Consider the following 14,516-nt stretch of genomic DNA (forward strand, 5'->3'; position numbering starts at 1 on the left):
GGTCACACAGGATTCGACGGCTCGATCAGACCCGCGTCCCTGGTCAGGTCCTCCGGCACGCCCGGCTTGACCACCGGCGTGCATCCGGTCGCGGGATCCGCCGCCGAATCGGTGCCGTTGTACTGCGCGGCGCCCGCCCGGGTCAGCTGCCGCGCCCCGGCGTCGAAACACACCTGGTACGAGCCCGGCAGCACGCTTCCGAAGGAGTACCGCCCGTCCGGCCCGGTCACGGTCGAACCGACCTCCTTGGCCGAAGCGTCCTTCAACGTCACCTTCACGTCCGGGACGCCGAGCTCGTCGCGGCCCTGCAGGCCGTCCTCGTCCTTGTCCAGCCAGACGAAATCGCCCAGCTTGCTCATCGGCGCGTTGAGACCCGCCGCGAGCGTCAGGTCCTGGCGTTTCTTCGGGCCGACCGTGGTGGTCGCCGTGCAGCCCGACGTCGGATCGGCGTCGGAGTCCTTCGCGTCGTCACCCGCGTCCTTCGCCGTGTAGGTGTAGCCCGCGAACTCGGGCGGAAGCGCGCTGATGTCGAAGCAGACCTGGTAGATGCCGTCCTTCAGCTTCGTAAAGCGGTACTTGCCGGCGGCGTCCGTGGTGAGCGTGCCGAGCGCCGTGCCCGACGCGTCCTTCAAGGTCACCTTCACGCCCGGGACGCCCGGCTCGCCGTCGTTCTGCAGGCCGTTGCGGTCGACGTCGTTCCAGGCGAACTCGCCGATCTCGTCGATCGCGGGCGGCGGGGTGACCTTGATGGTCGTGGTCGAGGTCTTCTTCGGCAGCGTGCCGCTGGAGACGGTCACGGTGCTGACGTGACCGTTGTCCGCTTCGGTGACGTTCTTGTGGTCGCAGGTGACGGTCGCGGACTTGCCGGCGTCGAGCGTCGCGATCGGCGCGGGCTGCGCGTCGCAGTACGGGTCGTCGACCTTGACCGCCGCCAGCGTCGTGGTGCCGTCGTTGGTCACCGTGAAGCGGTAGTTCGCGGTGGTGCCCGCTTCCAGGGTGGCCGTGGCGCCCCAGGCGCCGCTCGCCGGATCCCGCACCTCCGCCTTCACCGAAAACGAGTCGATCCGCAGGTGGACGCAGTCCCACATGACCCAGTTGTGGTCGGTGGCGGCGAAGAACTTCACCGAGCTAGCCGCCGGCGGGGCGATCGACGACGGGAAGTCCTGCCTCGCCAGTTTGCCGTCGGTCTCGACGGCGTGCGCAACCTTGAGCTTGTTCTCCAGGACGACCTTGTTCGACGCGTTGTAGAACCGCAGTCCCGTCTCCCGCACGGCGTCCGCGCGCCGGAGGTTGACGTCGTTCGTGCCGGTCCAATCGGTCAGCGTGTAGACGGCGCCGGGCACGAACCTCATCGCTGCGTAGGCGGTGCTGACCATCTTGTCCGGCGTCGAGATCAGGGCGTACTTGCCGCCGTCCTGCTGATAGCCGCCCGCCGTCGACAGCCGCGGGTGCTTGCTCTTCGGCGTGCCGGCGGGCACCGGCGCGGCGGGGTTGAACGTGTACCCGGTGGGCGGGCTGCCCTGCTCCACGCTCGGGTTCGGCGCGGCCCCGCCGGTGCAGCCGGACGGGATGTCCGGGGCCTGCGCCCGCGCGGGAAAAGCGCCCGCGGCCAGCAGGAGTGTTCCGGCGGTCATCAACACCAGTGCCCTTTTCACAGGGCTGAAGCTAGTTATCCGGTTCCGGTTCCGTAATCGCTGAACCGTGTCGTCGAGGGCCCCGATCAGGCAGAACCGAGAGTGACCGGGGCGCCGCTGCCGTCTTCCCACGGCAGCGGCGTCCCGGTCATGGCCTTACTTGACGCCGATGCGGCCGACCTGGCCCCAGCGGCCCTTCTTCCACACCGACACGATCGACGGCCGCGGCTGCGTGGTGCCGCCGTCCGGCCAGTGCGACGTCGGGTTCGCCGAGCTGGCGGCGTTCTCGCCCGGGTGCTGCACGGCGACGAGCACCAGGTGGTCGGTCACCACCGGGCCGCAGGTCTCCGCGCCGACCGGCACCGAGAGGAACTGCTTGACGTGCCCGCGTTCCGGACCGTCGACCGGCACCGAGAACAGGCCGTCGTTGGAGCCGAGCGCGTTGCCGTCGGTGGAGATCCACAGGTTCCCGTGCCGGTCGAACGCGACGTTGTCCGGGCAGGAGATCGGGCTGACCTGGTCCTTCGGGAAGCCGCCGAAGTAGGTGTCCGCCGTCTTCGGGTCACCGCAGACCAGCAGCAGCCGCCAGGAGAACTTCGTGGCCGCCGAGTCGCCGCGGTCCTCGTCCCATTCCAGGACGTGCCCGTTGCGGTTGTTGACGCGGGGGTTCGGCTCGTCGACGCCCGCCTTGCCCGCCGCGCCGCGGTCGCTGTTGTTCGTCAGCGCCGCGTAGATCCGGCCGTTGACCGGGTTCGGCTCGATGTCCTCGGGGCGGTCCATCTTGGTCGGCTGGACCTTGTCCGCGGCCTGGCGCGTGAACACGTAGACCTCTTCGGCGGTGAAACCGTCCACAAAGGACTTGTTGCCGGAGACCAGCGGGATCCACTCGCCGACGCCGTCGAATTCGCCGTCCTTGGGGAGCTTCCCGGTGCCGTCGATCTCGCCGGGGCTGTCGCCGGTGAAGCGGGCGACGTACAGGGTGCCGTCGTCGAGCAGCGCCGAGTTGTGGCGGCGCGCGTGCGCGCTCTTGCCCGGCTTGTACTTGCCCTTGGAGACGAACTTGTAGATGTACTCGAAACGCTCGTCGTCACCGGAGTAGACGGCGACGCGGCCGTCCTTGGTGATCTTGATGTTCGCGGCCTCGTGCTTGAACCGGCCGAGCGCGGTGTGCTTGACCGGCGTCGAGTTCGGGTCGTTCGGGTCGATTTCAACGACCCAGCCGAACCGGTTGGCCTCGTTGGGCTCCTGCGCGAGGTCCCAGCGCTTGTCGAACCGCTCCCACTTGCGGGTGGTCCCGGCGCCGGAGAAGCCGTACCGCTTGAGGCGCGCGGCCGCGACCGGGTCGGTGACGCTCGCCGCGTTGGCGAAGTACTGGTTGACGTTCTCCTCACCGGAAAGCACGGTGCCCCAAGGGGTCACGCCGCCGGCGCAGTTGTTCTGCGTGCCGAAGACCTTGCGGCCGGTCGGGTCCGCGGAGGTCTTGAGGAACTTCGAACCGGCCGCCGGGCCGCGCACCTCGAAGGCGGTGTTCAGCGTGATGCGGCGGTTGAACGGGCTCGGCACGGCGCGCAGCGCGCCGCCGATCGGGTCGCGGAAGGCCTGCACGACCGAAAGACCGTGCGCGGCCCAGGCGATCTTGACCTGCTCCTCGGTCGGGTTGGCCGGGTCGTACTGGTCGGCCGGGAACATATGGACCTCGGTGGTGTACTCGTGGTTCACCACCAGCAGGTTGCGGATGCCCAGCGGGTCCTGCGGGATCAGGCCGACGAAGTCGTTGTTGTAGCCGAACTGCTTGGCCTGCGCGGCCGCGGTCTGCTTGTGGAAGTCGAACTTCGGCGCGCCCCACTCGACGGCGTCGCCCCAGCGGATGACGACACGCTGGTCGTAGCCCTCGGGGATGGTGACCGCGTCGAGCTTGTTCGGCGGCACCGCTTCGAAGTCGGTGCCGGGCACCGGACGGCCGGGGCGGCCCGGCTTGCCGTGCCCCGCGGCCGCGACGTCGGCGGCCGGGGTCTCGGCGGCGGCCGTGCCGGACAGCGCGGCGAAACCACCGGCGGCCGCCGCCAGCACGGCGCTCGCCTTGAGCGCGCCGCGGCGGGACAGCATGTTCTTGACGACGTCGCCGAAGTACTCGTTGTCCGACGTGTTGGGCTCGGGGTGGGCGCACGCGTTGCCGCAGCGGTACTCGCAGGTGACCGCGGAGCGGCCGCCGGGGTGGGAGGTGATCAACGGCAGGAGCCGCTGAGGCTCGAAGGACACAGGGCCTCCATGTTCGCGGTGGGTACACGTAGTCCAGTCGGGGGAACGCCGTGACGTTAAGCGACCAAAGAGAGCCGGTCCTGGCCAGAAGGTGAACAGCGCGCGAACGAGCGATGGCGCGCTGCCGGACCGGCGGCGCGCCATCGACGAAAAGTACTGCTAGATCGTTGCTTACCGACTAAGAACCGATGTCCGACAGGCCGTGCCTGCCGGGTTTCCAGACCGCCACCACCGACGGACGGGGCTGGTTTTCGCCGCCGTCGGGCCAATGGGAGGCCGGTTTGTCGGCATTCGCCCCGTCGACTTCACCCGGATGCTGGACACAGACCGTGACGATCTTCTCCTCGACGATCGGGCCGCAGGTCTCCGCGCCGCGCGGCACGGTGAGGAACAGCTTCAGCTCCCCGCGGTTGCGGCCCTCCAGCGGCACCGAGTACAGGCCGTCGTTGATGCCGAGCGCGCCCGCCGAGTCGGTGGAGATCCACAGGTTGCCGTGTTTGTCGAAGGCGACGTTGTCCGGGCTGGAGATCGGCGATACCTGGTCCTTGGGGAACCCGGCGAAGTAGGTGTCCGGCGACGACGGATCGCCGCACACCAGGAACAGCCGCCAGCTGAACGTCAGCGCGAGCGCGTCCCCTCGGCGTTCCTCGAACTCCAGCACCTGACCGTGCTTGTTGTTCAGCCGCGGGTTGGGTTCGGTGGCGCCTTCCTTGCCGGGGTTGCCGCGTTCGACGTTGTTGCTGAGCGCGCAGTAGATCCGGCCGGTGCGGGGATGCGCCTGGATGTCCTCGGGGCGGTCCATCTTGGTCGCGCCGACGCGGTCGGCGGCCTCGCGGGTGAAGACGTACACCTCGTCGGCGGTCATTCCGTCCACAAAGGACTTCTTGCCGGAGGCGAGCGGGATCCATTCGCCGCTGCCGTCGAATTCGCCGTCACTGGGCAGTTTCCCGGTGCCGTCGATCTCGGCGGCCGGGCTGTCGCCGGTGAACCTGCCGACGTAGAGCGTGCCGTCGTCGAGCAGGGTCATGTTGTGCCGCCGGGCATGCGCGCTGTCGCCCGGTTTCATGCGGCCCTTGGAGATGAACTTGTAGATGTACTCGAAGCGCTCGTCGTCACCGGAGTAGGCGACGACGCGGCCGTCCTTGGCGACGCGGATGTTCGCCGTCTCGTGCTTGAACCGGCCCAGATGCGTGTGCTTGACCGGGGTGCTGTCGGGATCGTTCGGGTCCAGCTCGATCACCCAGCCGAACCGGTGGGCCTCGTTCGGTTCCCTGGCGATGTCCCAGCGCGCGTCGAACCGCTCCCATTTCCGGGTGGTCGCGGTGCCCTTGATGCCGTAGCGCGCGTATCGCTTGCGCGCCACGGGATCGGTCACCGTGTCGGCGTTCCCGAAGTACTGGTTGATGTTCTCCTCGCCGGACAGGATCGTGCCCCACGGCGTGACGCCGCCGGCGCAGTTGTTCATCGTGCCCAGCACCACCGTGCCGGTGGGATCGGCGGCGGTCTTGAGCAGGTCGCTACCCGCCGCCGGACCGGTCACCTTGAACGGGGTGTGCAGCGTGATCCGGCGGTTGTAGCGGGACATCTTCGGCCGCAGGTGCCCGGTGTCGCGTCCGCGCGACACCTGGACGACGGTGAGACCGTGGGCCGCCCACGCGATCTTGACCTGTTCCTCGGTCGGGTTCTCGCGGTCGTAGCCGCGGAACATGAACTCTTCCGAGGTGTACTCGTGGTTCGTGACCAGCAGCGAGGAGAGTCCCCAGCGATCGAGCGGCAGCAGCGCGGCGAAGTCGCAGTTGTAGCCGAACTGCTTCGCCTGCGCCTCGGCGGTCTGGTGATCGAAGTCGAACTCCGGCGCGCCCGGCAGCACCGCGTCACCCCAGCGGATCACGATGCCCTGCTCGTAGCCCTCGGGCACCACGACGGCGTCGAGCGTGTTCGGCTGGACGCGCTGGTAGTCCGTGCCAGGCGGCGGCTTCGGCCTGCCGTTTCCCGTTGGCGCGGCGGCCGCGGGCCCGGCGAGTGCGACCGGTGTCCCGGCGGCCAGCGCGACGACGGCGGTCGCCTTCAACGCGCCACGACGGCTCACCGCGCCGAGCACCTCGGCGAAGGTGGGGTTGTCCGAGGTGTTCGGCGCGTCGTGGAAGCACGCGTCGCCACAGCGGTAGGTACAGGTCACTGAAGCCCGGCTTGGTGAGTGGCCGGCCAGCAACGGAAGGAACTTCACGCGGACCTCCGGTCAGGCAGTTCGGGAGGTCGACGCTAGACAAAGGACCAACGGGAGGAAACCCCCCGTTGGTGCTTTGTTCACTTTCCGTACAGATCAGAACTCTTCGCCGACGAGCGCGGCCTCCTCGGGCACCCGGTACTCGTCCGGCTTGGTGCGGCGCGCGGCGAGCAGTCCACCGGCGAGCACGCAGAGCACGGCGGCGACCAGGAACGGCGCGTGCGGCGAGCCGAACCACTCGGCGACGTGGCCGACCAGGGTCGCGGCCACCGCGCCGCCCATCCAGCGGAGGAAGTTGTAGCCCGCGCTGGCCACCGGCCGGGGAGCGTCGCTGATGGACATCGCCATCCCGGTGAACAGCGTGTTGAGCAGACCGGACACCAGACCCGAGGCGATGATCGCGGCCACCAGCACCGGCTTGCTCGGCACCAGCATCACCGCGAGCAGGACGGCGTAGGCGAGCACGGCCAGCACGGTCGCGTGCCGCTCGCCGAACTTCGCCGCGAGCCGCGGGGCGAGGACCACACCGGCGACCGCCACGCACAGGCCCCAGCCGCAGAACACCAGGCCGACCGCGACCGCGCTCCACTCCAGCACGAACGGCGACCAGGCGAGGACGGCGAAGAACGCCGCGGTGTAGAGGGCGGAACCGATCGAGGTGCGCAGCAGCCCGCTGTGCTTGAGGGCGCGGATCGGGTCGAGCAGGCGGATGCGTGGCCGGTCCTCGTGGGCGTCCTTGCGGAGGAAGACCGCGCAGAGCACCAGCGCGCCCGCCATCAGCAGGGCCGTGCCGAAGAACGGGCCGCGCCAGGAGATGCTGCCGAGCAGGGCGCCCAGCAGCGGGCCGACCGCGAGACCGACCCCGAGCGCGGCTTCGTAGAGCAGGATCGCGCCGGACTGGCCGCCGGCGGCGGCGCCGACGATCACCGACAGCGCGGTCGCGATGAAGAAGGCGTTGCCGAGGCCCCAGACCGCGCGCAGCCCGACGAGCTGCTCGATGGAGCCGGCGGCGGCGCACAGCGCGGTGGCCAGCACGATCAGCGACAGACCGGTGATCACCGTCCGCTTGGCGCCGAAGCGGGCGCTCATCGCGCCGGTGAAGAGCATGGCCACCACCTGGACACCCAGGTAGGAGGAGAACAGCAGGGTCACTTCGGACGGCGTCGCGTGCAGGCCTTCGGCGATCGACAACAGGATCGGGTCGACCAGCCCGATGCCCATGAACGCGATGACCGCGGCGAACGCGGTGATCCATACCTGTTTGGGCTGTCCTTTGAGGGCGTCCAACAGGCTCGAGTGGGACTCAGCGCTCATCGCGGATCAGTTCCTCCTTCTTGTCTTCCTGAATTTCCTGCCGCAGCAATTTGGTGAGGGCGGGGAGCGCGGCTTCGATCGCGGTGCGGTCGTGCTCGTCCAGTTCGAGGAGCCGCTCGCGGAGGAATTCCTCCCTGGCGACGATCAACTGGCGATGGAAGCGCTGTCCCACCTCGGTGACCTCGACGAGCACGGCCCGGCCGTCGGCGGGGTCGGGACGGCGGCTGACCAGTCCGAGCCGTTCGAGACGGCGGACGACGTCGGTCATCGTCGGCATCCGGACCCGTTCGAGGTCGGCGAGCGTGCTCATCCGGCGCGGGCCGCCGTTCAGCAGTTCCGACAGCACCGAACCCTGGGTGAGGGTGAGCTGCACCTGCGGTGTCTCCCGGCGGACGAGGTAGTACAGCCGGAACACCAGCGGGCGGAGCCGGTGCGCGAGATCGGCGACTTTCGTGGTCACTTAGCCATGCTAACTAAAATTACTGAGCATGGCTAAGTAATCTGCCGTACAGGGTGCCAACCCCTAGGGTTGAAGGTGTGGAAGCGGTGATCTTCGATCTCGACGGTGTCCTGGTGGATTCGGAAACGACGTGGGACGAGGTCCGCCGGGCCGTCGTCCACGAGTTCAACGGCACCTGGCGCGACGAGTCGACCAGGGCGATGCAGGGGATGAGCACCCCGGAATGGGCCGCCTACCTGGCACACGACCTGGGCGTCCAGCTCCGCCCGGCGGACGTCGCGCAGGTGGTGATCGAGCGGATGGCGCGACGCTACGCGGAGAAGCCGCCGATCATCCCGGGCGGCCCGGACGTCGTGCGCGAGGTCGCGAAGCACTGGCCGGTGGCGATCGCGAGCTCGTCGCCGCCGCTGCTGATCAAGGCGTTCCTGGACATCACGCGGCTGCCGGTGCCGACGGCGGTGTCCTCCGAGCAAGTCGGAGCGGGGAAGCCGGCACCCGACGTGTACCTGAAGGCGGCCGAGCTGCTGGGCGCGGAGCCGAAGAACTGCGCGGCCGTGGAAGACACGACGAACGGGCTGCGCGCGGCGCTGGCCGCGGGGATGACGGTGTACGCGGTGCCGAACCCGCACTTCCCGCCGGATCCGGCGGTGCTGGCGCAGACGACCGTGGTCGGGACGATCACGGACCTGCCGGCGGCACTGCTTCCGGCTTAGCGGCCGGGCGATCCCAGAAGACCTTCCGCAGACGAGGCAGGTCGCCGGCGAGGATCAGCCCGCACAGCAGGGTGCAGGTCAGCACCAGAAGGCACGCCGGAAGCGGGAAACCGAAGGCGAAGTCCATCACCGTGACGTTCAGCCCGACCGCGAAGAGGGCCATCGCCCCCAGCAGCGTCGTGCGCCGAAACAGCAGAAGGAGCGCGGGCAGAAACTCGAACAGGCCGGTGATCCGTCCGTACACCGGCGAGTAGCCGTAGAAGGCCCAGACCAGGCCGGGCCCCCGGACGGTGTCCTTCGTCATGGACCAGTCGCCGTAGTAATACTGACCGCCCGCCAGTTTCAGCCCACCGTAGGCGAGGAAGACCGCGGCGACGACGTAGCGCGCCACCAGGATCACCGTCTTGTTCATGGCGCCACGATGCCGTGGGCGGAGCGGCCGCGAATCCTTCCGAAGGAGGACCGCTGTGGCGCCGTAGGGGGAGACGAAGGGGCCGGCCCGGGATGTCATGAAAGGGCCGTTCCTGACGAAAAACGTCAGGAACGGCCCTTTCATGACCTTCGAGCTACCGGGGACTCACGCCTCGCCGGCGATGAACTTTTCGACCTCGTCGCGCGCGGTGGCGTCGTCGTACTGCTCCGGCGGCGACTTCATGAAGTACGAGGAAGCCGACAGGATCGGGCCGCCGATGCCGCGGTCCTTCGCGATCTTCGCGGCGCGCACGGCGTCGATGATGATGCCCGCCGAGTTCGGCGAGTCCCACACCTCGAGCTTGTACTCCAGGTTCAGCGGCACGTCACCGAACGCGCGGCCCTCCAGCCGGACGTAGGCCCACTTGCGGTCGTCGAGCCACTGCACGTAGTCCGACGGCCCGATGTGGACGTTGCCCTTGCCGAGCTCGCGGTCGACCTGCGAGGTGACCGACTGGGTCTTCGAGATCTTCTTCGACTCGAGCCGCTCCAGCTCCTTCATGTTCAGGAAGTCCATGTTCCCGCCCACGTTGAGCTGCATCGTCCGGTCGAGCTGGACGCCGCGGTCCTCGAACAGCTTCGCCAGCACGCGGTGCGTGATGGTGGCGCCGACCTGGGACTTGATGTCGTCACCGACGATCGGCACGCCCGCCGCGCGGAACTTCTCCGCCCACTCGGGGTCGGAGGCGATGAACACCGGCAGCGCGTTGACGAACGCCACACCGGCGTCGATGCACGCCTGCGCGTAGAACTTGTCGGCCTCTTCGGAACCCACCGGCAGGTAGGAGACGAGCACGTCGACCTCGGCCTCGCGCAGCGCCGCGACCACGTCGACCGGGGTCTCGTCGGACTCCTCGATGGTCTCGCGGTAGAAGCGGCCGAGCCCGTCGTAGGTGTGACCGCGCTGCACGGTGACGCCCAGCGGCGGCACGTCGGCGATCTTGATGGTGTTGTTCTCGCTGGCGAAGATCGCCTCGGACAGGTCGCGGCTGACCTTCTTGGCGTCCACGTCGAACGCGGCGACGAACTCGATGTCGCGGACGTGGTACTCGCCGAACACGACGTGCATCAAACCGGGCACGCGGGTGCTGGGATCTGCGTCGCGGTAGTACTGAACGCCCTGGACCAGCGAGGCCGCACAGTTGCCGACGCCCACGATGGCCACCCGAACGCGGCGGTTCTCGCCCATGCCGGTTTCTCCTTCATTAGTCCAACAGTTGTAGGTAATCCGCAGCGGTCCCGGAGAGCGCCTCAGGTCTCCGGTCCGCGCTGCTCGGCCTGTTCGTGCGCGATCAGCTCGTTGAGCCAGCGCACCTCCCGCTCACTGGACTCCAGCCCGAGCCGGTGCAGCTCACGGGTGTAGCGGTCGATCTTCTCCTCGGCCCGCGCCATTGCCGTCCGAAGTCCTTCTCGGCGTTCCTCGACCCGACGACGACGGCCTTCCAGGATTCGCATCCTGACGTCGGCCGGTGTCCTCGAAAAGAACGCCAGGTGGACGCCGAAGCCTTCGTCGTCCCATGTCTGCGGGCCGGCGTCGCCGAGTAGTTCGGCGAACCGTTCCTTGCCCTCGGCGGTGAGCTTGTACACGCGCTTGCCCCGGCGTGCCCATGCCCGGTCTTCCACCTCTTCGAGCTCCTCGACGAGGTAACCGGCGCGGAGCAGCCGACGCAACGTCGGATACAGCGAGCCGTACGAGAACGTCCGGAACATCCCGAGCGTCTCATGCAAACGTTTGCGCAGCACGTAACCGTGCATGGGGGTCTCGTGCAGCAGCCCCAAGATCGCGAGCTCGAGCACACCGCACCCCCTTCCGGGAACAAACCGCGACCGGTCGCGTTGGCCACCGAGACCGGCTCGGTCAACCTACCGGCCCACTATATCGCGCCGATACATCGAAGTGGTGTAGCTAACCCCGATCGAGCGCCTCGGAACCGGACGAAATTCACCGGAGAGTTATCGAATCTTCGGCGTGTCCGATCGCGTACGCACCGTCCCGCCGAGAACGGGGCGTGGACCACACAGCAAGAGCCCGTACTCTGTTGGCGTGCGAAACCAGCGGCAGGTCGTGGACTACGCCTTACAGCGGCGCGCGCTGCTCAAGGGCGTCCACTCCGGACGGGTCGGCACATACGACGTCTGCGACGCGGGCCCGTACCTCCTGCGGGCCGCGAAATTCCACGGACGACCAGGTGAGCAGGACTGCCCGGTCTGTCATCGGGAGGAACTGACCCTGGTGTCCTGGGTGTACGGCGAGGAGCTCAAGCACGTCGCCGGATCGGCCAAGACACCCGAAGAACTGGTACGGATGGACGGGCACTTCGCCGAGTTCACCGTCTACGAGGTCGAGGTCTGCCGGAGCTGTCACTGGAACCACCTGGTGCGGTCCTACGTCCTCGGTACAGGAGACCCGGGCAGCACCCGGCCACGGACCCGGTCACAGAGGACAGCGGGTCAGTGACAGGTATCGAAAACGCAGTTGAGCACAGAGCGGCGTCCCCCGAAGCGCCGGTCTGGGAGGCCCATTCGTGAACGACGACCGCAATCGCTCCTGGCCAGGCCAGGAGCCTGATGCACCTCGCCGTGCCCATTGGCCGGGCGAAACCGACGATCCCGGCTGGCCGGGCGAGGAACCCCCGCGCCGCCCCCAGCGCCGGACACCTCCGAACGGCACCACCCGCTCGGCACCGTCACGATCCGCGGCTCCACGCCCTGTAGATCCCCAGTGGCCTGGTGGCGACGGCGGCGGCCCGGAATGGCCGTCCGACGACGAACCGCGCCGCCCCGCGCCCCCGCGCCGCCCCAACGGCATGCCCCCGCGCAGGCAGGGACCCCCGCCGCCCGGGAACCGCCCGCCTCAGCAGCGGTCCCAGCAGGGTGCCGTCGGTCACCGTCCGCCGCCCCCGCCCGGGAATCGCCGTCCTCCGGCCCCCGACGACCAGGCGACCGCGATGGTCCGGCCGGTCGAACCGGAGCCGTACGAGCGCGAGCCCGAGCTCATCACGCACCACGCGCACAACGGCACCGAAGACCCGTACGGCTACGACCCGTACGACGATCGCTATGACGATCGTCACGAAAGCACCGCCCTCGGCGCCGAGGGCGAAGACCAGTACGACGACGAGCCCGCCGAGGACGAGGAAGACGGCAAGAAGAAGGTCCTCACGCCGAAGCAGCGCAAGAGGCGTCGCTGGCGGATCATCCGCCGGGTCCTCTACGCGATGTTCGGCCTGTTCGTCGTCGTCCCCGCGATCGCGTTCGTCATCACCTACTTCCTGGTGGACGTCCCGTCGCAGGAAAGCATCGCGAGCCAGCAGAGCCAGCCGATCACGCTGATGTATGCCGACGGCAGCCCGATGGGCAAGATCGCACCCGCCAGCGGCGGCAGCCGGTACCTGCTGAAGCCCGGCGAGGTCCCGGACGCGGTGAAGAAGGCCGTGTACGCGGCCGAGGACTCGTCGTTCGAGACCAACTCCGGCTTCGACGTCGGCGGCATCCTGCGCGCGGTCTACAACAACGTGACCGGCGGCCAGGGCGGCGGTTCGACGATCTCCCAGCAGTACATCAAGAAGGCCACGGCCAACGAGGCACCGACGCTCACCCGTAAATGGACCGAGCTGGCCAAATCCTTCAAGATGAACAACCAGATGTCCAAAGAGGAGATCATCACCGCGTACCTCAACACCATCTACTTCGGCCGCGGCGCGAACGGCATCGAAGCGGCCTCGCAGGCCTACTTCAAGAAGCCGGCCAAGGAACTCGGCGCGTCCGAGGCGGCCCTGCTCGCGGGCCTGATCCAGGGTCCGAGCAAGTCCGAGAACGAGGCGTACGCGCAGAAGCGCTGGAACTTCGTGATGGACCAGATGGTGGCGAACAAGTGGCTGCCCCAGGCCGACCGGGCCGCCGCGCAGTTCCCGAAGCCGATCCCGAAGGCGCAGGCGAAGGCCGACGACGCCGGGACGCTGAGCCTGCACATCCGCAACCGGGTGATCGACGAACTCGAAGCCCGCGGCTACGACCAGGCCCGCCTGCACCAGGGCGGCTTCAAGATCACCACGACGATCGATCCCAAGGCGCAGAAGATGGCCGAGGAGTCCGTCGCCGAGGGGATGAAGGGCCAGACCGACGAGAGCATCCTGAACGCGCTGGTCGCGGTCGATCCCAAGACCGGCGGCGTGGTCGCCTACTGGGGCGGCCCGGACTGGGTCAAGAACGACCAGGGCCAGGACGTCCAGGCGCACGACTGGGCGAACGTCCCGCACAACCCGGGTTCGGCGTTCAAGGCCTTCGACCTCGCCGCGTTCCTCAAGATGGGCAAGGGCCTCGGCGAGACCTTCGACGGGTCCAACAACCGGAAGTTCGACGCCGGCGGCGGCAACTACCGCACGATCCGGAACGCGGGCGAAAGCTCCAACTGCGGCACCCAGTGCACCGTCGCCGAGGCGATGAAGGTCTCCGCGAACACCGTGTTCTACGACATGGTGATCAACAAGACCAAGGTCGACCCGGTGGCGAAGGCCGCGAAGGAAGCCGGTGTGCGGACGGAGGACGAGGGCGGCAAATCGGTCCTCTACCCCGACCTCAACATCGCGCTCGGCGGTGGTCGCACGGTGACCACGGCGGAGGACATGGCGGCCGGGTTCGCCACCTTCGCGGGCGAGGGCGTCCGGCAGAAGCAGCACTTCGTCGCCAAGCTGACCAACTCCCAGGACGAGGTCGAGTTCGACGAGACGGCCCCCAAGGGCGCTCCCGCCTTCAGTGACGACGCCGACAAGAGCAAGCAGATCGCCGGCAACATCACCGACGCGCTCGAAGAGGTCGTCCCGTACTCGAAGCTGAAGTGCCCGAAGGGCAACGAGTGCGCGGGCAAGACCGGGACGCAGCAGTACGACTTCAAGGACAGCGACCCGGCGAGCTACCGCGACCGCAACGCGCAGACCTGGATGGTGGGCTACACGCCGAGCATCTCGACGGCGGTGTGGGTCGGCGGCGACGGCAACAAGCCGCTGCACGACAAGAGCGGCAAGCCGATCTACGGCCGGACCATCGCGGGCCCGATCTGGGAAGACTTCATGTCCCGGTACCTGACGGGCAAGCCGACGGAGAAGTTCGACAACGTCAAGCCGATCGGCAAGGACGCCAGGGCGGTGCCGACGACGACGGTCTCGAAGCCGCCGCCTCCGACGACGAGCACGCCCGAGACGCCGACGACCACCCCGACGCCGACGATTCCCACCGAGCCGACGGAGCCGACGGAGACCGGCGGCTGGCCGACGAAACCGACCAAGCCCACCAAGCCGACCAGACCGGGACCGGGGACTTCGGATCCGTTGTTCCCGAACGGCCAGGATCCGGGATGACCGGGCGGAGCAGCTGAACGAGGTGTGCCGGGCACTGGCCCGGCACACCTTTTTTCTTCGCGTCGGTGAACCTGAACCGAT

11 protein-coding genes are annotated in these 14,516 nt (G+C 68.4%); 3 read left to right on the forward strand and 8 right to left on the reverse strand.

Features of this window, described 5'->3' with window-relative positions; all coding sequences use genetic code 11:
* Nucleotides 1-2: 2 nt before the first annotated feature.
* The 5 genes from IE302_RS18075 to IE302_RS18095 all read right to left on the reverse strand — a co-directional run bounded on the left by IE302_RS18075 (nt 3) and on the right by IE302_RS18095 (nt 7,894).
* Nucleotides 3-1,655 carry a DUF7850 domain-containing protein gene (locus IE302_RS18075; protein ID WP_229907830.1) on the reverse strand — a complete coding sequence of 551 codons (1,653 nt, stop codon included), beginning with the start codon at nt 1,653-1,655 and terminating at the stop codon, nt 3-5.
* 135 nt (nt 1,656-1,790) lie between these two features.
* Nucleotides 1,791-3,893 carry a PhoX family protein gene (locus IE302_RS18080; RefSeq protein ID WP_191255708.1) on the reverse strand — a complete coding sequence of 701 codons (2,103 nt, stop codon included), beginning with the start codon at nt 3,891-3,893 and terminating at the stop codon, nt 1,791-1,793.
* Between the two features lie 178 nt (nt 3,894-4,071).
* A complete protein-coding gene (locus IE302_RS18085) occupies nt 4,072-6,120 on the reverse strand; it encodes a PhoX family protein (RefSeq protein WP_191255709.1) in 2,049 nt (682 codons plus the stop codon).
* Between the two features lie 96 nt (nt 6,121-6,216).
* Entirely contained in the window at nt 6,217-7,434 is a 1,218-nt protein-coding gene (locus IE302_RS18090; protein ID WP_191255710.1) for an MFS transporter, read from the reverse strand.
* Nucleotides 7,424-7,894 carry a MarR family winged helix-turn-helix transcriptional regulator gene (locus IE302_RS18095; protein ID WP_191255711.1) on the reverse strand — a complete coding sequence of 157 codons (471 nt, stop codon included), beginning with the start codon at nt 7,892-7,894 and terminating at the stop codon, nt 7,424-7,426. Before IE302_RS18095 ends, IE302_RS18090 begins: the two co-directional genes overlap by 11 nt.
* 77 nt (nt 7,895-7,971) lie before the next feature.
* Here IE302_RS18095 and IE302_RS18100 point away from each other — a divergent pair, with 77 nt between their 5' ends.
* Nucleotides 7,972-8,607, forward strand: coding sequence for an HAD family hydrolase (locus tag IE302_RS18100; protein ID WP_191255712.1), 636 nt, complete (start codon nt 7,972-7,974; stop codon nt 8,605-8,607).
* Here IE302_RS18100 and IE302_RS18105 read toward each other — a convergent pair.
* From IE302_RS18105 to IE302_RS18115, 3 genes are all read right to left on the reverse strand, one after another.
* Complete coding sequence (locus IE302_RS18105; RefSeq protein WP_191255713.1) at nt 8,573-9,019, reverse strand: MauE/DoxX family redox-associated membrane protein; 447 nt, start codon at nt 9,017-9,019, stop codon at nt 8,573-8,575. The genes IE302_RS18100 and IE302_RS18105 overlap by 35 nt on opposite strands.
* A gap of 165 nt (nt 9,020-9,184) precedes the next feature.
* Nucleotides 9,185-10,267 (reverse strand): inositol-3-phosphate synthase, encoded by a 1,083-nt coding sequence (locus IE302_RS18110; RefSeq protein ID WP_191255714.1) that lies wholly within the window; start codon nt 10,265-10,267, stop codon nt 9,185-9,187.
* Between the two features lie 62 nt (nt 10,268-10,329).
* Nucleotides 10,330-10,875: a PadR family transcriptional regulator gene (locus tag IE302_RS18115; RefSeq protein ID WP_005168208.1), complete on the reverse strand. Its 546-nt coding sequence runs from the start codon at nt 10,873-10,875 to the stop codon at nt 10,330-10,332.
* Between the two features lie 247 nt (nt 10,876-11,122).
* On the opposite strand from IE302_RS18115, the gene IE302_RS18120 reads away from it, so the two are divergent.
* A complete protein-coding gene (locus IE302_RS18120) occupies nt 11,123-11,536 on the forward strand; it encodes a DUF5318 domain-containing protein (protein ID WP_191255715.1) in 414 nt (137 codons plus the stop codon).
* Between the two features lie 490 nt (nt 11,537-12,026).
* Complete coding sequence (locus IE302_RS18125; protein WP_191255716.1) at nt 12,027-14,435, forward strand: transglycosylase domain-containing protein; 2,409 nt, start codon at nt 12,027-12,029, stop codon at nt 14,433-14,435.
* The last annotated feature ends 81 nt before the right edge of the window (nt 14,436-14,516 follow it).

The sequence above is a fragment of the Amycolatopsis oliviviridis genome (assembly GCF_014654365.1).
Taxonomy (GTDB): domain Bacteria; phylum Actinomycetota; class Actinomycetes; order Mycobacteriales; family Pseudonocardiaceae; genus Amycolatopsis; species Amycolatopsis oliviviridis.